A 21412-nucleotide genomic window follows, 5' to 3' on the forward strand; every position below is an offset into this window, starting at 1 on the left:
TTGATTCAGGCGGGCGCCTGATCGTTCAGACGCTCGGTATTAATAGTGTCAGAATCACCATCTATCTGACGGCGGTTCTGCCGGTCCGCAACCAGGCGGATTTCATGTCGCTCCATCAGATCTCCGAGACTGATCTCACTGAGAAACTGATGAATCTGATCACTCAGATCAGACCAAAGGTGATGAGTCAGACATTTTTCGCCATTCTGGCAGTCACCTTTATTTCCACACCGCGTGGTATCCAGGGATTCACTCACAGCATCAACAACGTCCGCAATATAAATGTCAGACGCGCCACGGTTGAGGCGGTAACCTCCCCCGGGGCCACGGATACTGGTCACCAACTGACGACGGCGAAGGCGAGAGAAAAGCTGTTCCAGATAGGAAAGTGAAATTTCCTGACGGACTGATATATCCGCAAGAGTCACCGGCCCCTGCCCCCCGTGAAGGGCAAGATCCAGCATTGCCGTAACGGCGTAGCGGCCTTTTGTAGTCAACTTCATGGCATCAGCCCCATCATGGGATTGAATCTCGATATCGGGTACCGAGTATGAATTGACCTAGTATTTCAGTCAAGTATTCAGCTCCGCTCTTCCTTATCCTCCCGGTCATCACGCACACAATCAAAATCCTGTTCATCCAGAACCGGCAATTCTCCATTCTGGTATTCGCTATTCACTTTGCGAAGGGCCTTGCACATGATCTCGATCCGATCATCCACGGCATGCATATGGTCCAGCAGCGCCCGTACTGAGCGAGCTACCGGATCCGGCATTTCTTCCGTCACGCCATAGGCATCGAACCCCATGCGCTCTTCCATGATCTTGCGACGGACATCATCTTCCGCCTTCTGTTTAACGATAACCCGACCGGGAATTCCCACAACTGTCGCTCCGGCCGGAACCGCCTTGGTCACCACGGAATTCGACCCGATCTTGGCACCCTCACCCACTTCAAAAGGTCCCAGGATTTTTGCACCGGCGCCAACAACAACGCCGTCGCCTATTGTGGGGTGGCGCTTACCCTTGTTCCAGCTCGTTCCTCCCAGAGTAACTCCCTGGTAAAGGGTAACATCGTCCCCGATAACCGTTGTCTCACCAATAACCACACCCATACCGTGGTCAATAAAAAATCGCCGGCCGATCGTTGCGCCTGGGTGTATCTCTATACCGGTAAACCAACGTGCCAGCGTGGAAATCGTACGCGCCAGCCATTTGAGTCCTGCATTCCACAGCCAGTGAGAAACACGATGTATCAGCAGAGCGTGAAGCCCCGGATAGTTAGTGAGCACCTCAAACGTGTTTCTGGCAGCCGGGTCCCGGTGAAAAACACTTTTTACATCTTCACGCAAACGTCTAAACATGGCCTTCATCCTGTCCGGTCGACTCAGTGCCGGCCTTGGTCCGTTTCGTATCGCCCGACACCCCCGCGGCTTTTTGTACCGCACTCAGAATGCCCCGGAGAATATTGATTTCCATCTGGTCAAGCTTTGCCCGCTGGAACAACCTGCGCAAACGGGACATCAGCTGCCTGGGATTATCACGACGATGAAAGTCCACATCGTGCAACGTCTGTTCAAGGTGACCGAAAAAGCCTTCAACATCGCCGACTTTGGCGGGAGGAACATCCCAGCCTTCATCGCCGGGCGCCATCATCGGCTTTAAATAGGGGCTACCTTCACCCCCTTCAAGGTTGCGCAGAAAAAGCATACGCAATTCATAACACATAATCTGAACAGCCATGGCCAGATTAAGCGAGCTGTATTCGGGGTTGGACGGAATATGAATATGGTAGTGACAACGCTGTAGTTCGTCGTTGCTAAGCCCGTGATTCTCCCGGCCAAATACCAGTGCTACCGGCCCTGCCTGGCAGCTTTCTGCGGCAATGGCAGCAGCTTCCGGAGGCGGCACAACCGGCCAGGGTATCTTGCGGCCCCGCGCGCTGGTACCCATCACAACCACACAGTCTCCCAGCGCCTCATCCAGTGTCGCTACAACCTGCGCCCGGTCGAGTATATCGGATGCTCCGGCCGCACGTGCGTATGAAGCTTCATCAGGAAACGAATTCGGATTAACCAGCCAGAGATTGGCAAGGCCCATATTTTTCATGGCCCGGGCTACGGCACCAATATTGCCTGAGTGAGAAGTCTCAACAAGGACAATCCGGATCTGATCCTGATACGCGTCCGGCCCTTCCAGTGGCGGAGATGGTTTGTGCATTGGCTGCAGGCCCAAAGTTAAAATTTAAGGGCGGCAATGATATCAGAAAGCACTTACTTTCTGCGCCCCCGAAATCCCCTTATCCGTGCTATTGCTGAGTCAAAAAGCATACAAGAGCGGTGTTCTTTTGCTATCATACCCGCCCTTCACACACCCGGATAACGAACACTCAGATGGAACCAGCTATCAAAATGGCCCTGCGCGTTGCGCGTCAAGGGTCGGATTACCTGAAAGCCCACTTCGAGCGCCAGGAGCCTACCGGAAAGGACGACAGTGAACGTCGCATCCAGTTGGACCGGGTAGAGCAATCCATTTATGACAATTTTGCCGAGCAACTCGGAAAGTCATATAAAGATCACACGATTGCGCCACTGAACGAGGCCGACGCCGGTGCCAGCGATAAAAGCTGGCATATTTTCCCGGTTATGGGCCGCGAGAACTTTCTCAGGGGCATTCCCGAGTTTGCTCTTGCTCTGGCGCAAAAGAAAAATAACCGTACCGAGAGCCTGCTTCTCGTAAACCCGGTTACAGGCGAAGAATATTCTGCCAGCCGTGGACACGGTGCTGCGCTGAACAGCCGCAGAATTCGCACATCAGAAGTCCGGCACGCTGAAAAAGCGGCCTTCGCAACCAACCTCCTGGATCAGGCACGCAAGAGCGAAAATCCGCTTCTGTGGGGAGAGATGGCTGCCGTAGTGGCTCAGAACTCTTCCATGTTCCGTACATCCGGCTGCGTGGTTCTGGATATCGCCCGCGTTTCCGCTGGCCTTCTGGACGCGGCCGTTATCTTCCGGCCGGAAACCGCAGACCTGGATCTTGGCGTAACGCTGGCCATGGAGTCAGGCGCCCTCACCGGCGACTTCTCAGGCAACCCGTCGATAGGCAACGCCCGTCAGCTGGTCGTTGCAAACCCGAAGCTGTTCCGGGAAGTCCTGAAAATACTGCAACCGTTCCGTGGCCGTATTCCTGGCTAGACTGGACACCGGCCCCTGGAGTTAAAATCAGGTTCCGGACACAAAAAAACCGCCACTTTTCAGTAGGCGGTTTTTTTGTGTCCGGGAATCAACTCCTGCATTGAATTACATGCGATTGAGCCATTCCGGTGGCTGCTCTTCTTCACCATCCTCGCCTGTGCCTTCCTTCGCAGGAACCATAAGATCCTCCCGGGAAACGCCCATCACCATCAGGAGATTAGCGGACACATAAATGGATGAGTAGGTACCCACAACCACACCGATTATCAACGCAAGAGCGAAGTTGTTGATAGCCTCACCACCAAAGAAGTACAGAGCCAGCAGAACCACCAATGTGGTACCCGACGTATTTATGGTCCGGGCAATGGTCTGATGAATGGACTCATTAATGATATCCCAGGATTCGCCCACACGCATTTTGCGGAAATTTTCGCGAATGCGGTCAGCCACAACAATAGTGTCGTTCAGGGAATAGCCAATGATAGCGAGCAGTGCGGCAAGAACCGTCAGGTCGAAGGTCCACTGGAACAGCGCGAAAAGCCCGAGAACAATAATAACGTCGTGTGCCAGAGGCACAACGGACGCAATACCGAACTTGAACTGAAACCGCATACCCACGTAGATGAGCACAACCACAAGCGCAAGCAAGAGCCCGAGACCACTCTCTTCCTTCAGCTCATCACCAACCTGTGAGCCAACGAACTCTGAACTTATCAGCTCCAGCTTGTCACCGCCGGCCTCCAGCGTACGGGTCACTTCTCCTGCAAGCTGGTCGTTACCCGACTCAGACAGACGTACAAGCACGATCGTATCCGCACCAAAGTTCTGCACCACAAACTGATCATATCCGGCTTCAGTAAGCGTGGAGCGCACCTGATCCAACTGCGGCGCCTCTGCATACTCAAGCTCAACCGATGTACCACCGGTAAAGTCCATGCCAAGATTAAGACCACGAACTCCCAGAAGCACAATAGACGCGACCACCAAGGCAATGGAGATTACGGAAGCAAGCTTCCGGAACCCCATAAAATCAAACGGTTTCTTCTGATCATCAGACATTGGTGAGCTTTCCTCCGATCGACAGTTTCTCGACCCTGCGGCCGCCATAAAACATATTGACGACACTCCGACTAACCATCAGCCCGGAGAACATAGACGTCAGAATCCCGATACACAGTGTTACCGCGAAGCCTTTCACCGGGCCGGAGCCCATTGCGAAGAGAATGATGGCCACGAGCAAGGTAGTTATATTGGCATCGAAGATCGACACAAACGCACGGGAATAACCAGCATTAATAGCAAGCTGTGGCGATACGCCCGATTTAAGCTCCTCTTTGATACGCTCAAATATCAGCACGTTAGCATCCACCGCCATACCAACAGTGAGCACTATGCCGGCAATACCGGGCAGCGTCAGAGTGGCAGAAAGAATAGACATGCAGGCTATGAGAAGCATCAGGTTGATAGTCAGAGCGATATTCGCCACAACTCCGAACCCGCGGTAATAAACCAGCATATAAAGCAGAACAAGAATAAACCCGAGCGCCACCGACATCATGCCCGCATCAATATTCTTCTGCCCCAGGCTTGGCCCGATGGTGCGCTCCTGTACAAAGTACATAGGTGCAGCCAGAGCTCCGGCACGCAACAGCAGGGCCAGCTCCGCAGCTTCAGGAATGGAATCAAGACCAGTGATACGGAAACTGCTTCCCAGAGCAGACTGAACCGTAGCAAGACTGATAATGCCTTTTTCCACAACCCTCTTCTCTGTATCCACAGGTTCACCGTTCACCATTCTGGTTTCGGTTTCGGTGCGGAACTCGATAAACAGAACAGCCATGCGTCGACCGATCGCACTACGCGTAGCGCGGTTCATCAGGTCACCACCCACAGAATCCATGGTGATACTCACCTGGGGCTGACCATTTTCGTCGAATGCCTGCTGCGCATTGGCTACATTATTACCTGTAGCAATCACATCACGCTCAAGACGGGCTGTACGCAGCTCTTCATCACGGAAGCTGAACTGCTCGGTATCACTTGCCGAAGCATCCTGGCGGGCTTCCATACGAAATTCGAGGTTCGCCGTGGCACCAAGAACCCGCTTGGCCTGCGCGGTATCCTGAACACCCGGAAGCTCTACAATAATCCGGTCAGCACCTTGCTGCTGAACCAGCGGTTCCGCAACACCGAGTTCATTCACCCGATTCCTGATAGTGGTCAGATTCTGCTCAAGGGCATACTTACGAATGGCATCAACTTCGGCTTCAGACAGGGTGAGAACAATCTGGAACTCACCACCACTGGTTCTTTCGTCCAGCAAAAACTCGTTGTACTGGCGCTTGATAAGGCCGAAAGCCTCAGCACGGGACTCCTCATCACGGAAGCTCAGGACGATATCCCGGCTACCATCCACATCACCACCACGGTAGCGGATGCGTTCGTCGCGGAGCTCCCGCTTGATCTGCCCCGAAACCGCTTCGAGTCTCTGGCCAACAGCCGTATCCATATCCACTTCCAGCAGGAAGTGAACACCACCGCGTAAATCGAGACCAAGCTTCATTGGTCCTGCGCCCACACTCCTCAACCATGCCGGTGTAGAGGCTGCCATATTAAGGGCGACGAGATAGTCTCTGCCAAGAGCAGCCTGGACAGCAGGACGTGCACGTAACTGGTCATCGGAACTGTTTAGCCGGATAAGGGCATCCCGATCCTCAAGCGTACTGCTTTTTATCTCTATGCCATCCGACTCCAGAGCTTTAATGGCTCTTTCGAGTACAGCAGAATCAACTTCAGTGCTGCTACGGGCACCAGTGATCTGCACAGCGTAATCATCAGGAAACAGGTTGGGCAAAGCGTAGATGAACCCGATCACGATCGCGACCAGGATAATCAGATTTTTCCAAAGCGGATACTTGTTCAGCATGGGATCCCTTATAGCCCGCCCGGAGGCAGGGCTTGGTGTTTCAGCCTGGAAGGTTCAGGCCGGCGGGTATCAGGGCCGGCCAGAGAGTCCTTGCTCAGATATCTTTGAGCGTACCTTTCGGCAGTGCGGCGGCAACAGCTACTTTTTGTATCTTTACTTCAACATTGTCAGCAATTTCAACAACGATGAAATCATCAGATACTTTTGTGATCTTTCCGACAATACCACCGGAGGTAACCACTTCATCACCCTTGTTAAGGCCGGACATCAGAGACTTGTGCTCTTTTGCACGCTTGGACTGCGGACGCCAGATCAGGAAGTAGAAAATCAGAATAAAGCCGGCGAAAAAGATCACCTGGCCCATAACACCCATACCACCGGCAGCTCCTGCATCCTGAGCCATTGCCAGTGCAGGCATCATCGCCATAAGGCCGGCCAAAAACAACTTGACTGATTTCATTAAAACTCTCCGTTGATTAGTAAAAATAGTTACCCGTTGCTCATAACCGGCGCTGTCTCGCCGCGCAGAGCATAGAAGGTATTTATAAAGTCCGACAATGTACCTGCTTCAATGGCCCCGCGCAATCCAGCCATCAGGTTCTGATAGTAGCGAAGGTTATGAATAGTATTCAGCTGGGAACCCAGCATTTCTCCACATTTATCCAGATGATGCAGATAACTTCTCGAAAAATTCTTGCATGTGTAACAGTCACACCGGTCATCCAGTGGCGAGGTATCGTGTCGATTCTTCGCATTGCGGATTTTTACAGTACCAGTAGACGTGAACAGGTAGCCATTGCGGGCATTTCTTGTGGGCATTACACAGTCGAACATATCGACTCCCCGACGCACCCCTTCAACAAGATCTTCAGGCCGCCCTACCCCCATCAGATAGCGGGGCTTATCCGCAGGCATCTTCGGAGGCAGGTGGTCGAGGATGCGGATCATATCTTCCTTCGGCTCACCAACAGAAAGACCACCGATAGCGTAACCGTCAAACCCGATATCGGTCAGACCGTCCAGAGAGCGATCCCTCAAGGATTCATACATTCCACCCTGAACAATACCAAACAGAGCTGCCGGATTACCTTCATGGGCGTCCTTGCTGCGCTTCGCCCAGCGCAAAGACAGCTCCATCGACTCCTTCGCCTGCTTCTCTGTTGCCGGATACGGCGTGCACTCATCAAAAATCATCACGATGTCGGAACCCAGATCACGCTGAACCTGAATCGCTATTTCTGGAGACAACTTAACCGGCGAACCGTCTATCGGAGAGCGGAACGTCACCTCCTTCTCGGTTATCTTGCGCATTTCGCCAAGACTGAACACCTGAAAACCGCCCGAGTCTGTGAGGATCGGCCCCTTCCATTGTGTAAAGTCGTGAAGATCACCGTGAGCTTTGATTACCTCGGTACCAGGGCGCAACATAAGGTGAAATGTGTTGCCGAGAATGATCTCAGCGCCGATCTCATGGATATCGCGAGGCAACATCCCCTTAACTGTCCCGTAGGTGCCTACAGGCATGAACGCGGGGGTTTCGACCGTACCTCGTGGAAAAGTCAGCCTGCCGCGTCGGGCCAGACCATCTTCTCCCAGTTTTTCAAAGGACATGAAACAGGACTGGCTCACGACTTGTCTCCGCTATTAAGTGGTAATGGGCTGCCTGCGTTTGCAGACTCATCGGGGGCGCCAAGTAACATCCCCCGGCTTGGTTCCTGCCCGGTTATAAACATGGCATCGCCATAACTGAAAAACCGGTACTCTTCGCGGATCGCATCGCGATATGCCTGCATCACATGTTCATAGCCTGCGAAAGCGCTGACCAGCATAATCAGCGTGGACTCGGGCAAATGAAAATTGGTGACCAGCGCATCGACTGTCTGAAACCGGTAGCCCGGATGAATAAAAATATCCGTCTCGCCCCGGAAAGGACGCAGACGACCACCCCGACTCGCAGATTCGAGAGACCGCACTGAAGTGGTACCTACAGCAACCACACGGCCGCCACGGGCGCGAGCACGGTTAACAGCTTCCACCGCCTCTTCGGGCACATGCACTATTTCACTGTGCATGACATGTTCGTCCAGGCGCTCTACACGTACTGGCTGGAACGTGCCCGCGCCTACATGCAGCGTAACAAATGTACTTTCCACGCCCCGTGCCTTAAGGGTCTCCAGCATAGCCTCATCAAAATGCAGGCCGGCCGTGGGCGCCGCAACAGCCCCGGCTTCCTTCGCGTAGACAGTCTGATAACGCTCACGATCCGCAGACTCATCAGGGCGGTCAACATAAGGCGGAAGGGGCATATGCCCGATACGTTCCAGCATGTCGAGTACCGGCTCACCGGCCTCGCTCTCCAGATGAAACAGCGCATCACTCCGCCCCGTCATATGCAGGCGGGTACCATCCTCAAGAATGACTTTCTGGCCTGCCTTGAGCGCCTTGGACGCACGAACGTGAGCAACAAGGCTATGCTCGCCAGTCACTCTCTCAACCAACACCTCGACCTGACCGCCAGTTTCTTTCTTTCCAAACAGGCGGGCGGGTATAACACGGGTATTGTTGAAAACAAGCAAGTCGCCAGGTTGCAGCAGATCAGGAAGGTCAGTAAAACAACGGTGGGCAATATCGCCACCATTGCCTTTCAGGCACAACAAACGGGAAGCACTACGCTCCCTTAGCGGGTACCGGGCGATGAGTTCGTCCGGGAGATCAAAATGAAAATCGGAGACGTTCATGGGCCGGGCTGTTCAAGACGCCGCAATATGCGACTTTAATATGGTAGCGGCGGGCGGACTCGAACCGCCACTCCGGTTAAGGAAACGGATTTTGAATCCGTCGTGTCTACCAATTTCACCACGCCGCCAATAAAGAGAGAGGGGGATTATACTTAGCCTGATCGTGAAAGCAATACACAGAGGCCCTGAGTTTTCCCAAAGGCCCCTGATTTTATAACCGATCGAATAACGATAGCTGAGAAACCTGGGCGAACGACAGTTGAGCAGCCTCTAGTACAAAACTCTGAAAGCTGAGATTGCTGATGGCTTCTGCGTAATCCACATCCTGTAACTGTGAGCGGATTTCGCTGGTATACAGCGATGAATCAGCAAGAAAATCCCTGGTAGAGTCCACAGCATTCATCCTGCCACCGACTTCTGTCTGCTTGAGCAATATGCTCTCCTGGGCATTATCCAGGTTAACCAGAGACTGCGCGATCAAGTCATTATAGGCCGCAAGCCCTTCCGGAGTGCCCTTATCCAGGGAACTGAGCCCGGAAATCAGGTTTTCTATAGTGCCGAATACCGATTGCCGCTCGTTGATCTTCAGCGTGAATGAATCCCCGGCTCCCGGCGTTATATCTGAAATAGTCGCCTCAACCCCGGCCACCACGAACGGCTCACCGCTCTCATAAACAGCCGGACTTACGGCTAGCGCATTGCCCTGAGTGTCCTGAGCCTGAATATTACCGGCACCATCTACAGTGATCGTAATATCATCGGGGAAGCTGCCACTGTAGGCTGCATTGAGGTCAGCCTCATTGACGACTGAAACACCGGAGATAAACCCACCGGAAACATTGTTGGTGTACTCCCCGGTGGCCGCTGCCGGAATATTCACAAAAATCCCTTTACCGTTGTCACTGATCGGTACAGTGACCCCATCATCAATCTCGAGAACTCTCTGACCCTCGTCCCCCATATAGACATACTGACCTTCATCATTCTGCTGAAAAGCCTGCACAGAGCCCTGAAAACCACTGAAAATATACTCGCCAGAGGCATCCCGGGTATTACCGATATTGGCGAGCTGGCCCAGCCTTTCTTCTATTTCCGAGGAGATCGAGATACGGTCGTTGACAGACAAGGCCGCGTTCCCGGCCTGAACAGTAAGCTCACGAATTCTCTGAAGGACGTCTATAGAACTTGCCAGAGCGTTCTCTTCCTGGCTGAGCCTGTTGTCGGCGAGATCCACATTGCGCTCATAGGTGCTGATCCGGGTAAGCTCCTGATCAAGCTTCAGAATGCGGGCAGCAGCCACAGGATCATCCGAGGGTTTATTCACCCGCTTACCCGTGGATATCTGTTCCTGCGTACTGGCCAGATTACTGTTCAGGTCCTGCAAACGGCTGATACCATTAGCAAATATCTGTTGTGATGAAATCCTGATCATGTCACATCACCTCATCTGTTACCGGAAAGTCTGCAACAGCGTGTCAAACAAATCCTGGGCTACTGAAATCACCTGCGCCGAGGCATTATAGGCAGCCTGATACTGAATCAGCCTGCCGGCTTCTTCATCAAGGTTTACCCCTGAAACCGACTGCTGGGCAGCGGTTGACTGTTCCAGCAGGGTCTGGCTCGCATCCAGATCAAACTGGCTCTGGCGGGTTTTTACACCTATGTCTTCCACCAGACCGGCATAACCTTCCGTGAAACTCTGGCTATTGCCATTCATGGTATTCGCAGTACCCAGAGCGGCCAGAAGCTCAGCATTCCGGTTATCCGACACCCCATTGCTGTTATAGGCAATCTCAAAGGTGTCGCCGGTTGCGGGAGTACCGGTCAGTTTGAACTGGAACCCCTGGTAGTCATCACCCGCCGCCGGGTCGTCACTGAACACCGTATTGATTTTTCCGGCTTCATAAGGCTGGTTTGCTGAACCCACTGTCGCGTTCGCCGGCGGTGGGCCGGTGACGGTAAAGGTCATACCTGTCGGGCCGCCCGAAGCAAACGAGATAGTCAAAGGCCCGTTAGCCAGTTCTCCGGAAGTCTGAAAACCCGGCAGCAAAGAACCCGTGAACGGGCTGCGCACATTCAGCATGGTTCCCTGGTCAATTTCGGCCGTACCAATATTCTGATCACCTGAGGTAGCTCGTATCGGACTGGCAAAGGCCAGATCTTCTTCGCGGCTCACCTGCAGGGTCATCGATTCGGCAGCATTGCGGCTGGGCTGAATCAGATACGAGTCTCCGGCGTTAAAGGTTCCGCCTTCAACGCGGATATTGAACCCGGGCATGGTTATCTCGGACTGCACAGGATCTGGCAGCCGGCCCTGATTCACAATCTCCCCGGAGGCCTCATCAATAAGCTCAAAGCTACTCCCGTCACCGGTGAACTGAAGCCTCCAGCTTCCGGCCGGCAACTCACTGCTATCCGTAATTTCTACCGCCAGCTGACCATCCCTCGGCAACTGGTTATCGGCGCTGGCTACCACCCGGCCTCTCTGCAGAGCAAGATCGTTCACGTCATTAAAGAATAACCCGCCAAGATCACCCTCAAGGTCCATACCGATTTCATGCTGATGGTTAACACTGTCAGCAACCGCGATTGCAATCCTTCCCAACTCATCAAACGCAGGCTGGAGAGCCTCATTTTCAAACCGCTTAAGCCCCCCAAGTGTGCCGCCAGTAATCTGTTCATCCACGTTAGTGACGCGGCCACCGGTAGTTAATGTGAACTCCAGGCTCGTGGGATCTTCAGCACTGTCCTGGGTGCCCAGCTGAGACGCCTGATCTCCTATTACCAGTGACAATCCGTTGGAAAGCGAAACATTAACCTGACTCCCCTCAGCCTCAGTCACTCGTATGCTTACGAGTTCAGCAAGCTGACGCAATTTTTCATCGCGCTGATCCAGCAGCTCATTCGGCATCTGGCCCTGAGCCAGCCCCGGAGATTCAGAGATTGCAAGGTTCAGACCGGCAATACTATTCAACAGAGCATTGGCATCGCCGACACCCTGCTGCATCTGAGTCTTCACCGACTCGCGCTGCTGAATTAACTCCTCACTCAGCGCCTGGAAACGGTTTACTACCTGCTCCGCCTCACTCAGCACCAACTGGCGCTGCGGCAACGAAGCAGGATCTTCTGCAGCATTCTGCAGACTGGCAAAAAAATTATTTAACGCATTATTCAACCCGGTGGTCTCACCACCCAGCAAGTTGTCCAGACGACTCAGTTCAGCATTCAGGGCTTCCTGCTCGCCAGACAGGGTACTGTCTTCACGCACCTGCTGTGCAAGGAACTCATCCGCCAGCCTGCGGACATCCACTACACTTACGCCGTTGCCAATCGTGCCAGCGCCAGTGCGCTGCCCCAACTGAGTTTCAAACACCACTTCCTGCCGGCTGTAGCCCGGCGTATTCGCATTCGTGATGTTGTTGCCGGTAGTATTCAGAGCACTCTGGTGGCCAATGATACCGGTCAGGCCAATTCCTATAAGTCCTGCCATAATTTTACTCCCCGGCTCCATTGCCCATCGAAAGTGTCATCAGCGAATCACGGTTCATAATCTGGTTTATCTTGTTGCCATACTGAGGATCCGTGGCATAGCCGGCTTCCTGCAGTTTTCTGGCAAATACCTCTGGCTGATCAGCACTGTCCAGCACATCCCGGTACCGGGGATTCGATTCCAGAAACTCCACATAATCCCTGAAACTGGCTTCATAATCCGGATAGGCACGGAAATCCGCACGCTCCTTCATAGCCACACCTTCACGGAATTCCGTGGTAGTAATTGTTACAGCATCGCCCTGCCAGCGACTGTCAGCCTTAATACCAAAAAGGTTATAACTGGGTTGATTGCCATCGCCCTGGATCATATGCCGCCCCCAGCCTGTTTCCAGCGCCGCCTGGGCAACCATCAGTTTGGGGTCAATGCCCGTATCTGCAGATATACTCTCGGCAAAAGGCAACAGGGTGCGGACAAAATGCTCTGGGGAATCAAACTGATCAGGTAATACAGAGATATCATCAACCGGCGTCAAAGGCGCTGCATCAGCGACCTCAGCGACTTCTCCAACCCGCTCCGGTAGCCGGGGCGAGATTGCCGGTAAACTGCGCTCGTAGTCAGCCAGTGAGGCTTTGTGGGATGCGAGAGGAGCGCCCTGCTTATTGACGCCCGGAATATCCTCACCCAACTGCCGGACCAGAGCATCAGCAAGTCCGGTTCCCTGCCCGCCAGCCATGGTAAGACTCATCTGGCTGTCAAACATATCGCGGTAGAATTCTGACTGGCCGCCGTTCAGGTAATTACCTTCCGAGAAGACATCCCCCGCCTTACGCATAGACTTCAGCATTTCAGACAGAAAGATACTTTCAAACTGACGTGCGACTTCCTCAAGTGCCGTCTGCTTGTCTTCCCGGGCTCCGGCTTTCAGTGCATTCAGCCCGCTGAAATCTGTATATACCCTGGCCTGCTGAAGCTGATAGTCCTGCATCATGTCACCTAGATAACTATAAGCTCGGCGCGCAGAGCACCAGCCTGTTTAAGTGCTTCCAGTACTGCCATGACATCGCCGGGGGCAGCACCGACCTGATTCACGGCCTGAACAATTTCGTTTAGCGTAACCGCCGGTCCGAACTTGAACATGCGGGCCGGATCTTCGGTAACGGCAATCTGGGAATCCTGTTCAATCTCGGTAGTACCACCAGAAAACGGATTTGGCTGCTGTACTTCCGGGTTTTCCTGAATGGTTACTGTAAGGTTGCCGTGGGTTACGGCCGCCGGGCTTACCTTAACGTTCTGCCCTACGACAATGGTCCCGGTGCGACTGTTGATCACGACCTTCGCGGCCTCTTCTGCGGGTGTAACCTCAAGATTCTCCAGGATGGAAAGAAAGCTGACCCGCTGCGAAGGATCACGGGGTGCCCGCACCGAAATCGACGTTGCATCATGGGCATAGGCCATATCAGGCCCAAGGTATTCATTAACTACTTCCACCACACGCCGGGCGGTTGTGAAATCCGGGCGCATCAGGTGAAAGGTAATCGTGTCGCCACGGGTAAAGGGGGAGGCAATCTCCCGCTCAATGGTGGCGCCATTCGGAATACGGCCAACACTGGGAACGTTCACAGTAATACGTGAACCGTCCAGCCCCTCGGCACCAAACCCGCCAACAACAAGACTGCCCTGTGCCATAGCGTAAACGTTACCGTCGGCACCTTTAAGCGGTGCCATAAGCAATGTGCCACCCCGCAAGCTGTCCGAGTTACCAATAGACGAGACGGTGATATCTATTTCCTGGCCAGCTTTGGCAAACGGAGGCAGATTTGCACTCACGGTAACAGCTGCCACATTGGCCAGTTTCGGGTCCACGCCATCCGGCAAAGTAATGCCGAACTGGTTCATCATGTTGCGAAACGTCTGATTGGTAAAAGGTGCCTTGTCGCCCGTGCCATCCAGACCCACTACCAGTCCATAGCCCACAAGCTGGTTGTTACGGACACCTTTGATCCGCGCAAGATCCTTCAGGCGATCCGCCATCACAGGTGCTGCCATTACGGCAAGCATCAGCGAGAGAACTACGCACCGGCGTATAGTCATAGGGGCCACCACTCGCTGTTGAAGAACCGGGCCAGCCAGCCCATTTGATTTGCCTGATCAAAATCACCCGTGCCACCGTATGCAATGCGGGCATCAGCAATACGGCTTGAATCCACCATATTGCCCGGATCAATATCCTGTGGACGAACCAGGCCGGTAAGACGCACATACTCATCGCCGTTGGTCAACGACAACCATTTCTCGCCGCGGACTCTCAGCACGCCATTTGGCAAGACCTCGATAACCGTGACCGTAATGCTGCCAGCAAGACTGTTGCTCTGGTCAGCTTCAGCTTTGCCGCTGAAATCCCGTTCACTCGTTAACGAGGTCGCAATACCAAAACTGCTTTTGCCCAGAATAGTGGGCTCTGGCAAAGTCAATTCGTTGTCCTTGGTGATGCTGGACTCTGCGTTTTTGCTCGCCCGGGTGGACTCGTTGAGCGTAACCGTCAGCACGTCACCAATATTCAGGGCTATGGTGTCCCCATAAAAATTGTAATTGCGGGAGCTCTGGTAGATAGCTCCGGACTCCGCGTCACGCTGCATCATTGCCTGAGCACGCACAGGTGCGTATGCGGGATCGTTGGGCTCAGCCCGAGGCCGGCTCATGGCCGTACATCCCTGCAACAGGATAAGTAACCAAACCAGCAGAAGGGATCCTGCAGATCTGGCAAACCAGGTTGATGTCGTTGATTTCATGAGCTCGTTCCCCACCGGTTTCACCTATTGCTTCGCGCTGTTTTTATCAAACTCGCCGAATTTCAAAATGTTAGCCAATGTTGTTAGTAATGAACTGGAGCATTTCATCGGTTGTGGCGACGACTTTGGAGTTCATCTCATAGGCACGCTGAGTGGTGATCATATTCACCAGCTCTTCAACAACTTCCACGTTGGAAGATTCCACCATGCCCTGCTCCAGTGAGCCCAGCCCCGCCAGCCCCGGCTCACCTTCAGCGGGGTCGCCGCTGGAGTTGGTTTCCTTGAACAGGTTGTTACCAATAGCCTGCAGCCCCTGGGGGTTAATAAAACTAACCAACGTGATCTGGCCCAGATTTATGGGGGCTGCCTCATCATCTGTGATGGCCGTTACCGTGCCGTCTTTACCAATGGTCACGGTTGTAGCGTTCTCAGGTACGTTGATGTTGGGCTGGAGAGCGTATCCTTCCGGTGTAACTACATCGCCGTCTGCGTTGAGCTGGAACTGGCCATCACGTGTATAGGCTGTCTGGCCATCCGGCAATTCAATCTGCAGAAAACCACGGCCATCAACCGCCAGATCGAGAGGCTGCTCAGTAATCTGGAGATTACCCTGGGTAAATTGCTTTGCAGTACCGACGACCCGCACACCCGTTCCCAACTGCAAACCCGATGGCAGCTCGGAGTTCTGCGTGTTCATGCCGCCAGGCTGCCGGTTGATCTGGTACAACAGATCCTGGAATACAGCCCGGTCCCTTTTAAAGCCTGTGGTGTTCACGTTGGCCAAATTGTTCGAGATGGTCGACATGTTGGTGTCTTGGGCGCTGAGCCCCGTTTTACTTACCCAAAGAGCCGGATGCATAGTCTTTACCCCTTGCCGGTGTCCGGGATGCGGCTAAAATTTGCCGCTTCTGGCCAGACTGGCGTTGTTTTCAACAGTTATTAAAGGTTCTGCAACAGCCGTGCCGTTGCTTCAGAATTTTCCTTCGCGGTACTCATAACCTTCACCTGCATCTCGTACTGGCGCGTTAACTGAAGGTTGGAAATCATTTCCTCAACCGCATTCACGTTGGAGCTTTCAAGAAATCCGGATGCCACACGCAAATCCGCGTCGGCTGGTTCTCCGCCACCACCTGCCAGCTCACCCTTGCGGCGAATAAAACCATCCAGACCTTTTTCCAGCTCCTCCGGCGGGGGGTTAACGAGCTTCAGTCGGTCAACTTCAACCAGCTGATCCGGAGATCCGCCCACGGGAATAATAGAGATAGTGCCGTCAGCACCAATCTGAAGATTTTCGAAGGGAGGAAGCGCTACCGGGCCACCATTGCCCAGTACCATCTCACCACTGGCCAGGCGCACCAGACCGTTGACATCAACCTGCAGGCTGCCGGAGCGGGTAAAGACCTCTTCACCAAGATTGTTCTGAATAGCCAGCCAGCCCTCGCCTTCTATGGCGACGTCCATATCCCGGCCTGTCTGCATCAGCGCTCCGGCCGTAAGATCAGTACCAGGGCGCTCGGCCATGGCGTATGCACGGGTAGGATGATGTTCCCCGAACACAGGCATACTCCGGGCCTGGGCAAAGTCTTTCTTGAAACCTGTGGTATTTACATTGGCCAGGTTATTGGCGTGGGCACGCTGGGAAAGCATATTCTGCTTCGCGCCAGACATACCGAGATAAAGTGCTTTGTCCATGGGAAAACTCCTGCCGGAATTTTGACTGTTTCCAGTCTTCCTGCAGGAGTCATGCCATATTCAGATCAAAGCCGATCAGCGGAGGTTGATAATGGTCTGAGTGACCGCATCGGAGGTTTCGATAGTTTTCGCATTCGCCTGATAATTGCGCTGGGCAATGATCAGGTTAACCAGTTCAGCAGAAAGATCCACGTTGGATTCCTCTACAGAACTTGCTTTGATACTGCCAAGGGTGCCTGTATCCGGCTGACCGATAATCGGCTGGCCTGATTCAAAGGTTTCAGCCCAGCTGGTATCTCCTATGGGTGACAGGCCATTCGTATTATTGAATGACGCCAGGGCAACCTGCCCCAGGGCTTTGGACTGGCCGTTGGTGTAGCGAGCGAACAGCACACCCTCATCGGACACATCCAGACCAGAGAGCCTGCCGGTGGTATAACCATTCTGGGTCTGATCATCAACACCAAAGGCAGCACCATACTGAGTGGTTTCACTAAGGTTAAGCACAAAGGCCGATGTAGTTGGTGGCTCCGGAACCGGCGTAACCACGGTCTCACCCGCAGCTGGTGGGCCATCGGCTCCATTGGGCTGACCATCCACATCCTTTGGAGTCCAGTCAGTCACAACTATCTCACCACTGACATCACCATTGATGGACTCAAGAGTACCGTCCTGATCAAACCTGGCGGTATAAGGAGTCGTATCAGTACCCGCAACCATCTCGCCGTCAATCTGCAGGTAAACAGACCACTCGCTCACACCCACCCCATTTCCGGGAGACGGCTCTTTAACAAAGAACTGCGTCAGCTCATGTGAGTTACCCAGGCTATCGAAGATAGACGTAGATGTGGCGTGATTGTATGTACGCTGATCCAATGGGTTAAACTCATTGGTTATACGAATGGGAGAATTATCATATTCATCCACAAAATTCGTACCTGAAGCTGCAGCCGCTGTCAGGCCGGAAATCGTCCGGTCACCTGTCACATTTACATCACCGGATACCGTCACCGGAGTGCTTACGGATTCAGCTGCCACGCCGTTGCCGTAACTGAACTCTATATCCTCACCCTGATTGTGAATCACCCTCAGCACGTCATTACCAGCGCCATCGTCCACAACCGATGCCGAAATTGCGGTATCACTGGAATTATTGATCGCATCTCTCAGCTCCAGAAGCGAAGTCGCGCCGCTGGTATCAAGCTGGAGCGGGGCATTATTGACACTGAGACTGAACGTAAAGCTACCCGCAAGCTGTGCCGCTGAAATATAACTATCTGTCAACGCCAGCGCTGCCGGGACATTGGTATCGACAATCGATGCAGTAGTGGTCGCTGAAGCGCTCAGACCGGGCGCAGCGGTGATAATATCTGAAATTTCCCGGGCGGTTGTCGCAGTGCTCAGGTCAACCGAGTAATCAGGGGTTCCGTCGGTATATGAAATATCAAATTGCTCCCCGCTGATATCGCTGAATGCCAGTGCCCCCACATCCCGCACACGGGATTCAAGCACGGTTTCGCGGGAATCCAGATTCAGATCAGACTGGAGATTTGTTGTGCGATGCGGAGCAAGGTTGGCCGTCGCAATTTCCAGATCCCCGCGGATACCGGAAAGATTTCCGTCTTCATCAGCGGTATAGCCCTGAACCCGCATAGCCTGGTTATTCACTACAAAGCCGTCTTTATCAATGTTGAACTGCCCTGCACGCGAATACTGGGTTTCGCCACCATTGCTGAGAATAAAGAAGCCGTCGCCTTCTATGGCCATATCCAGGCCGTTATCAGTAAAGCTGACATTACCCTGGCTGAACGACTGTTTTACACTCTGGACATTTACACCATCTCCGATTGGATTGGAGCCTCCGCTCAGAAAGCCACTGGCGTATAGATCACCAAACTGCACGCTACTGCCTTTAAAACCAACCGTACTGGCATTAGCGATATTATTACCAGTAACTTCCAAGTCTACCGCTGCCGCCCGCAGGCCGCTGAGCCCTATATTAAAAGCCATAATTCACCTCTGGTCTTGACACCGGTATCAATTGATTTGTTGAACATCTGACAATGCAATGGAACCCATGCCTGCCAGATTAAGGGTTACGGAGCCACCCTGCCCCAGTGAAACACTGTCGACATTTGCACTGACAAGCGTTGAAAGCTGAACACTCCCGTCAGGGTAAGATCCTTCGGCGACAATCCGGTAAGAACCGGTCGGCAAACTATTGCCGTTGCCATCCGTGCCGTCCCACCTGAACCCGAGCACACCAGCTGAGCTGCTACCCAGATCAATCTGCCGGACAAGCTCACCGCTCGAACTCTCAATAGACAAGCGCACACCACCCGTGGAAGCAGGCACTTCAATGTTGCCCGATATCTCACCCTCGGCGCCGAGAATACCGACTTCGGAAGGCGCCAGTACGGTCTTGCCGACCATCGCCGATGCCTGAAGCGCCTGAGTGGAGCGGAACTGGGTGACCACATCATCGACAGTGCTGGTAAGTGTCTGCATTTCCTCAAGCGAGCTGAACTGCGCCAGCTGGGAAATGAACTCACCGTTATCCTGGGGCTCCAGAGGATTCTGGTTCTCCAGTTGCGCCAGCATCAGTTCCATAAACTCATTCTTTCCGAGTTCATTGGTACCACTGGTCGTAGTGGACTGATCTGTGCGGTATGCGCTCAGTACATCAGAGGTTTCGGTTGTGCTAGCTATACTCATGGTCAAATCCTCGCCCCGTTACTGCTGACCAAGTGTCAGGATGCGCTGCATCATGGATTTAGCGGTGTTCATAACATCTACGTTCACCTGAAAGCTTCTTGAGGAAGACATCATGTCTGCCATTTCTTCAACTACGTTGACGTTTGGGTAGAACACATAACCGTCTTCATTGGCCGCCGGATGATGAGGTTCATAGCGCATCTGCAGCTCCGCATCACTTTCAACGATGCCCTCAACACGAACGCCTGCTCCCGCACCTTCTGAACTCTGAACACCAAAACCCTGCTGATCCGGGTTCAGCATCGCCTGCTGAATGGCTGAAAACACAGGCTTCCGCGCACGATAAGTGGTGTCAGTGCTTGAGCTCGCGGTCTCTGCGTTGGCAATATTTGAAGCGGTAGTGTTAAGCCTCAACGACTGCGCTGTCATGCCGGATCCGGCGATATCAAAAATGTTGCCCAGTGACATGGTGATTCTCCTTAGCTAATCGTGGAACCGCGGATTACTCGCCTTTCAGGGCTTTGGTCAGGCCGGTAAACTTGCTGTTAAGAAACTGGAAGCTCGCCTGATAATCCATCGCATTACGCATGAACCGGGTCTGCTCTCCCTGGGCATCAACCGTATTTCCATCAAGCGATGGCTGATTTGGTACCCGGTACAACAAATCCGAATCTCCGGCGCTTCCTGAAGCATCCATATGGCCGTCATGGGTTTTCTCCATGCCAAAGCCACTCATGCTGTCCTGGGCTTTCTGCATCATGGCCTGAAAATCCATATCCCGAGCCTTGAAGCCCGGTGTATCGGCATTCGCCATATTGTTTGCCAGAATTTCAGCACGCTTTACTCTGGCTTCCAGCGCGTACTGGTGAATGCCAAGAGCGTTATCAAATGTGATTGCCATAAAACCTCCGAAATTCTGTCACCGGCGCCTCAGGATGTTGCCGGTATCGTTCTATGGCAGAACTGTAGCAATGCTGATGCCAGAATTCGGCAGCCCCCAGAATCAGGGCGGTTTCAGCGTATAAGGGGGTATTAACGAAGGGAAAGGTAGCGGCAAAACCAATCAAAGCGGCAAGCTGTTTCCCCTGCCGGAACAGCGGGGGAAACATACCTGCGCATCACGCCGGCCAGCGTGCAACAAACTCGGCCAGTTCTGGCCTGGGAACAGCAGGCTTGGCAGAAGATACAGTGCCGGTATACAGAAAACCGGTTACAGATTCCCCTTCTGCAAGCGCCAGCCCTTTGTGCACCACAGGGCTGTAGGACATTTCTCCGGAACGCCACATGACCCCGTAGCCCGCGTCCTGCAGGGCTAGCCCAAGAAAGCTCATGCTGGCACCAGCTGAAAGCATCTGCTCCATCTCCGGCACCTTGTGGTGCTGTTTCGGCGAAGCAATTCCAACAATAATCATGGGAGCACGCTGTGTCTTATTGCGTATTTTTTCCAGCTTTTCGGCATCGCCCCTATCAATACAGGCCGCGGCAAACAGATCTCCGAGGGCCTTCAGGCCATCACCTTCGATGACCAGGTAGCGCCATGGGCGCAACAACGCGTGATCAGGCGCGCGGGATGCGCAGGCAAAAGCCCGCTCAAGTGTTGCTGCATCCGGAGCCGGCGCTTCCAGCCGGGGCTCAGATGCCCTGTTGAGCAAAAACTCAGTGACTGAACTCATTTCAATAATTTCCGCTGACTGAATTATGGTCGGGCACAACGTGAGAAAAACCAGTGAATTGTGGACAATACGTAATACTGTTAACCTTAGGTTGCAACCCAAGGGTGCTTTCTACTAACGATATGTTTACTTAGCAGTACGTTCTATCTAATCATGCTCTGCAAAACAAATAAATCTATACGGTTCCAATGCC

The 21412-nt window shown here is 53.3% G+C and carries 22 protein-coding genes and 1 tRNA gene; 1 reads left to right on the forward strand and 22 read right to left on the reverse strand.

Annotated elements, in window-relative coordinates:
- Nucleotides 1-5: 5 nt before the first annotated feature.
- The 3 genes from iscR to trmJ form a co-directional block, all read right to left on the reverse strand.
- Nucleotides 6-503: a Fe-S cluster assembly transcriptional regulator IscR gene (gene iscR, locus CPA50_RS08920; RefSeq protein WP_096782040.1), complete on the reverse strand. Its 498-nt coding sequence runs from the start codon at nucleotides 501-503 to the stop codon at nucleotides 6-8.
- Between the two features lie 77 nt (nucleotides 504-580).
- Nucleotides 581-1363: a serine O-acetyltransferase gene (gene cysE, locus CPA50_RS08925; protein ID WP_096782041.1), complete on the reverse strand. Its 783-nt coding sequence runs from the start codon at nucleotides 1361-1363 to the stop codon at nucleotides 581-583.
- Nucleotides 1356-2219 (reverse strand): tRNA (cytosine(32)/uridine(32)-2'-O)-methyltransferase TrmJ, encoded by an 864-nt coding sequence (gene trmJ / locus CPA50_RS08930; RefSeq protein ID WP_096782042.1) that lies wholly within the window; start codon nucleotides 2217-2219, stop codon nucleotides 1356-1358. The genes cysE and trmJ overlap by 8 nt, the downstream gene beginning before the upstream one ends.
- 173 nt (nucleotides 2220-2392) lie before the next feature.
- Between trmJ and CPA50_RS08935 the strand changes: the two genes are divergently transcribed.
- Nucleotides 2393-3193, forward strand: a complete 801-nt coding sequence (locus tag CPA50_RS08935) for an inositol monophosphatase family protein (protein WP_096782043.1) — start codon at nucleotides 2393-2395, stop codon at nucleotides 3191-3193.
- A gap of 105 nt (nucleotides 3194-3298) precedes the next feature.
- Here CPA50_RS08935 and secF read toward each other — a convergent pair whose 3' ends face one another.
- The 19 genes from secF to CPA50_RS09030 form a co-directional block, all read right to left on the reverse strand.
- Nucleotides 3299-4252 carry a protein translocase subunit SecF gene (gene secF, locus CPA50_RS08940; protein ID WP_096782044.1) on the reverse strand — a complete coding sequence of 318 codons (954 nt, stop codon included), beginning with the start codon at nucleotides 4250-4252 and terminating at the stop codon, nucleotides 3299-3301.
- Complete coding sequence (gene secD, locus CPA50_RS08945) at nucleotides 4245-6119, reverse strand: protein translocase subunit SecD (RefSeq protein ID WP_096782045.1); 1875 nt, start codon at nucleotides 6117-6119, stop codon at nucleotides 4245-4247. The genes secF and secD overlap by 8 nt, the downstream gene beginning before the upstream one ends.
- A 94-nt stretch (nucleotides 6120-6213) precedes the next feature.
- Nucleotides 6214-6579 (reverse strand): preprotein translocase subunit YajC, encoded by a 366-nt coding sequence (gene yajC, locus CPA50_RS08950; RefSeq protein ID WP_096782046.1) that lies wholly within the window; start codon nucleotides 6577-6579, stop codon nucleotides 6214-6216.
- Between the two features lie 29 nt (nucleotides 6580-6608).
- Nucleotides 6609-7730, reverse strand: a complete 1122-nt coding sequence (gene tgt, locus CPA50_RS08955) for a tRNA guanosine(34) transglycosylase Tgt (protein WP_096782399.1) — start codon at nucleotides 7728-7730, stop codon at nucleotides 6609-6611.
- A gap of 14 nt (nucleotides 7731-7744) precedes the next feature.
- Complete coding sequence (queA, locus tag CPA50_RS08960) at nucleotides 7745-8857, reverse strand: tRNA preQ1(34) S-adenosylmethionine ribosyltransferase-isomerase QueA (RefSeq protein WP_096782047.1); 1113 nt, start codon at nucleotides 8855-8857, stop codon at nucleotides 7745-7747.
- 41 nt (nucleotides 8858-8898) lie between these two features.
- Nucleotides 8899-8985: transfer RNA gene (locus CPA50_RS08965), tRNA-Leu, on the reverse strand.
- An 83-nt stretch (nucleotides 8986-9068) separates the two neighbouring features.
- Complete coding sequence (gene flgL / locus CPA50_RS08970; RefSeq protein ID WP_096782048.1) at nucleotides 9069-10289, reverse strand: flagellar hook-associated protein FlgL; 1221 nt, start codon at nucleotides 10287-10289, stop codon at nucleotides 9069-9071.
- 18 nt (nucleotides 10290-10307) lie between these two features.
- Entirely contained in the window at nucleotides 10308-12347 is a 2040-nt protein-coding gene (gene flgK, locus CPA50_RS08975) for a flagellar hook-associated protein FlgK (protein WP_096782049.1), read from the reverse strand.
- 4 nt (nucleotides 12348-12351) lie between these two features.
- A complete protein-coding gene (gene flgJ, locus CPA50_RS08980; protein WP_096782050.1) occupies nucleotides 12352-13335 on the reverse strand; it encodes a flagellar assembly peptidoglycan hydrolase FlgJ in 984 nt (327 codons plus the stop codon).
- A gap of 8 nt (nucleotides 13336-13343) precedes the next feature.
- Nucleotides 13344-14441 (reverse strand): flagellar basal body P-ring protein FlgI, encoded by a 1098-nt coding sequence (locus tag CPA50_RS08985; protein ID WP_096782051.1) that lies wholly within the window; start codon nucleotides 14439-14441, stop codon nucleotides 13344-13346.
- Complete coding sequence (flgH, locus tag CPA50_RS08990) at nucleotides 14438-15139, reverse strand: flagellar basal body L-ring protein FlgH (protein ID WP_096782052.1); 702 nt, start codon at nucleotides 15137-15139, stop codon at nucleotides 14438-14440. The genes CPA50_RS08985 and flgH overlap by 4 nt, the downstream gene beginning before the upstream one ends.
- 70 nt (nucleotides 15140-15209) lie before the next feature.
- Entirely contained in the window at nucleotides 15210-15998 is a 789-nt protein-coding gene (flgG, locus tag CPA50_RS08995) for a flagellar basal-body rod protein FlgG (RefSeq protein ID WP_096782053.1), read from the reverse strand.
- 80 nt (nucleotides 15999-16078) lie between these two features.
- Nucleotides 16079-16831, reverse strand: coding sequence for a flagellar basal body rod protein FlgF (locus CPA50_RS09000; RefSeq protein WP_096782054.1), 753 nt, complete (start codon nucleotides 16829-16831; stop codon nucleotides 16079-16081).
- Nucleotides 16832-16906: 75 nt separating this feature from the next.
- Entirely contained in the window at nucleotides 16907-18841 is a 1935-nt protein-coding gene (locus tag CPA50_RS09005; RefSeq protein WP_096782055.1) for a flagellar hook protein FlgE, read from the reverse strand.
- Nucleotides 18842-18868: 27 nt separating this feature from the next.
- Entirely contained in the window at nucleotides 18869-19546 is a 678-nt protein-coding gene (locus CPA50_RS09010) for a flagellar hook assembly protein FlgD (protein ID WP_096782056.1), read from the reverse strand.
- A gap of 18 nt (nucleotides 19547-19564) precedes the next feature.
- Nucleotides 19565-20014 (reverse strand): flagellar basal body rod protein FlgC, encoded by a 450-nt coding sequence (gene flgC / locus CPA50_RS09015; protein WP_096782057.1) that lies wholly within the window; start codon nucleotides 20012-20014, stop codon nucleotides 19565-19567.
- A 34-nt stretch (nucleotides 20015-20048) separates the two neighbouring features.
- Nucleotides 20049-20447 carry a flagellar basal body rod protein FlgB gene (gene flgB, locus CPA50_RS09020; RefSeq protein ID WP_096782058.1) on the reverse strand — a complete coding sequence of 133 codons (399 nt, stop codon included), beginning with the start codon at nucleotides 20445-20447 and terminating at the stop codon, nucleotides 20049-20051.
- On the reverse strand, nucleotides 20431-20655 hold the full coding sequence (locus tag CPA50_RS19450) for a hypothetical protein (RefSeq protein ID WP_096782059.1): 225 nt from the start codon (nucleotides 20653-20655) through the stop codon (nucleotides 20431-20433). The genes flgB and CPA50_RS19450 overlap by 17 nt, the downstream gene beginning before the upstream one ends.
- Before the next feature lie 9 nt (nucleotides 20656-20664).
- Nucleotides 20665-21219, reverse strand: coding sequence for a nitroreductase (locus CPA50_RS09030; RefSeq protein ID WP_096782060.1), 555 nt, complete (start codon nucleotides 21217-21219; stop codon nucleotides 20665-20667).
- Between the last annotated feature and the right edge of the window lie 193 nt (nucleotides 21220-21412).

The sequence above is a fragment of the Marinobacter sp. ANT_B65 genome (assembly GCF_002407605.1).
GTDB lineage: Bacteria > Pseudomonadota > Gammaproteobacteria > Pseudomonadales > Oleiphilaceae > Marinobacter.

Coding starts and splice junctions, on each gene's coding strand:
- iscR (WP_096782040.1), bottom strand. CDS start 503: ATGAAGTTGACTACAAAAGGCCGCTACGCCGTTACGGCAATGCTGGAT.
- cysE (WP_096782041.1), bottom strand. CDS start 1,363: ATGTTTAGACGTTTGCGTGAAGATGTAAAAAGTGTTTTTCACCGGGAC.
- trmJ (WP_096782042.1), bottom strand. CDS start 2,219: ATGCACAAACCATCTCCGCCACTGGAAGGGCCGGACGCGTATCAGGAT.
- CPA50_RS08935 (WP_096782043.1), top strand. CDS start 2,393: ATGGAACCAGCTATCAAAATGGCCCTGCGCGTTGCGCGTCAAGGGTCG.
- secF (WP_096782044.1), bottom strand. CDS start 4,252: ATGTCTGATGATCAGAAGAAACCGTTTGATTTTATGGGGTTCCGGAAG.
- secD (WP_096782045.1), bottom strand. CDS start 6,119: ATGCTGAACAAGTATCCGCTTTGGAAAAATCTGATTATCCTGGTCGCG.
- yajC (WP_096782046.1), bottom strand. CDS start 6,579: ATGAAATCAGTCAAGTTGTTTTTGGCCGGCCTTATGGCGATGATGCCT.
- tgt (WP_096782399.1), bottom strand. CDS start 7,730: ATGTCCTTTGAAAAACTGGGAGAAGATGGTCTGGCCCGACGCGGCAGG.
- queA (WP_096782047.1), bottom strand. CDS start 8,857: ATGAACGTCTCCGATTTTCATTTTGATCTCCCGGACGAACTCATCGCC.
- flgL (WP_096782048.1), bottom strand. CDS start 10,289: ATGATCAGGATTTCATCACAACAGATATTTGCTAATGGTATCAGCCGT.
- flgK (WP_096782049.1), bottom strand. CDS start 12,347: ATGGCAGGACTTATAGGAATTGGCCTGACCGGTATCATTGGCCACCAG.
- flgJ (WP_096782050.1), bottom strand. CDS start 13,335: ATGCAGGACTATCAGCTTCAGCAGGCCAGGGTATATACAGATTTCAGC.
- CPA50_RS08985 (WP_096782051.1), bottom strand. CDS start 14,441: ATGACTATACGCCGGTGCGTAGTTCTCTCGCTGATGCTTGCCGTAATG.
- flgH (WP_096782052.1), bottom strand. CDS start 15,139: ATGAAATCAACGACATCAACCTGGTTTGCCAGATCTGCAGGATCCCTT.
- flgG (WP_096782053.1), bottom strand. CDS start 15,998: ATGCATCCGGCTCTTTGGGTAAGTAAAACGGGGCTCAGCGCCCAAGAC.
- CPA50_RS09000 (WP_096782054.1), bottom strand. CDS start 16,831: ATGGACAAAGCACTTTATCTCGGTATGTCTGGCGCGAAGCAGAATATG.
- CPA50_RS09005 (WP_096782055.1), bottom strand. CDS start 18,841: ATGGCTTTTAATATAGGGCTCAGCGGCCTGCGGGCGGCAGCGGTAGAC.
- CPA50_RS09010 (WP_096782056.1), bottom strand. CDS start 19,546: ATGAGTATAGCTAGCACAACCGAAACCTCTGATGTACTGAGCGCATAC.
- flgC (WP_096782057.1), bottom strand. CDS start 20,014: ATGTCACTGGGCAACATTTTTGATATCGCCGGATCCGGCATGACAGCG.
- flgB (WP_096782058.1), bottom strand. CDS start 20,447: ATGGCAATCACATTTGATAACGCTCTTGGCATTCACCAGTACGCGCTG.
- CPA50_RS19450 (WP_096782059.1), bottom strand. CDS start 20,655: ATGTTTCCCCCGCTGTTCCGGCAGGGGAAACAGCTTGCCGCTTTGATT.
- CPA50_RS09030 (WP_096782060.1), bottom strand. CDS start 21,219: ATGAGTTCAGTCACTGAGTTTTTGCTCAACAGGGCATCTGAGCCCCGG.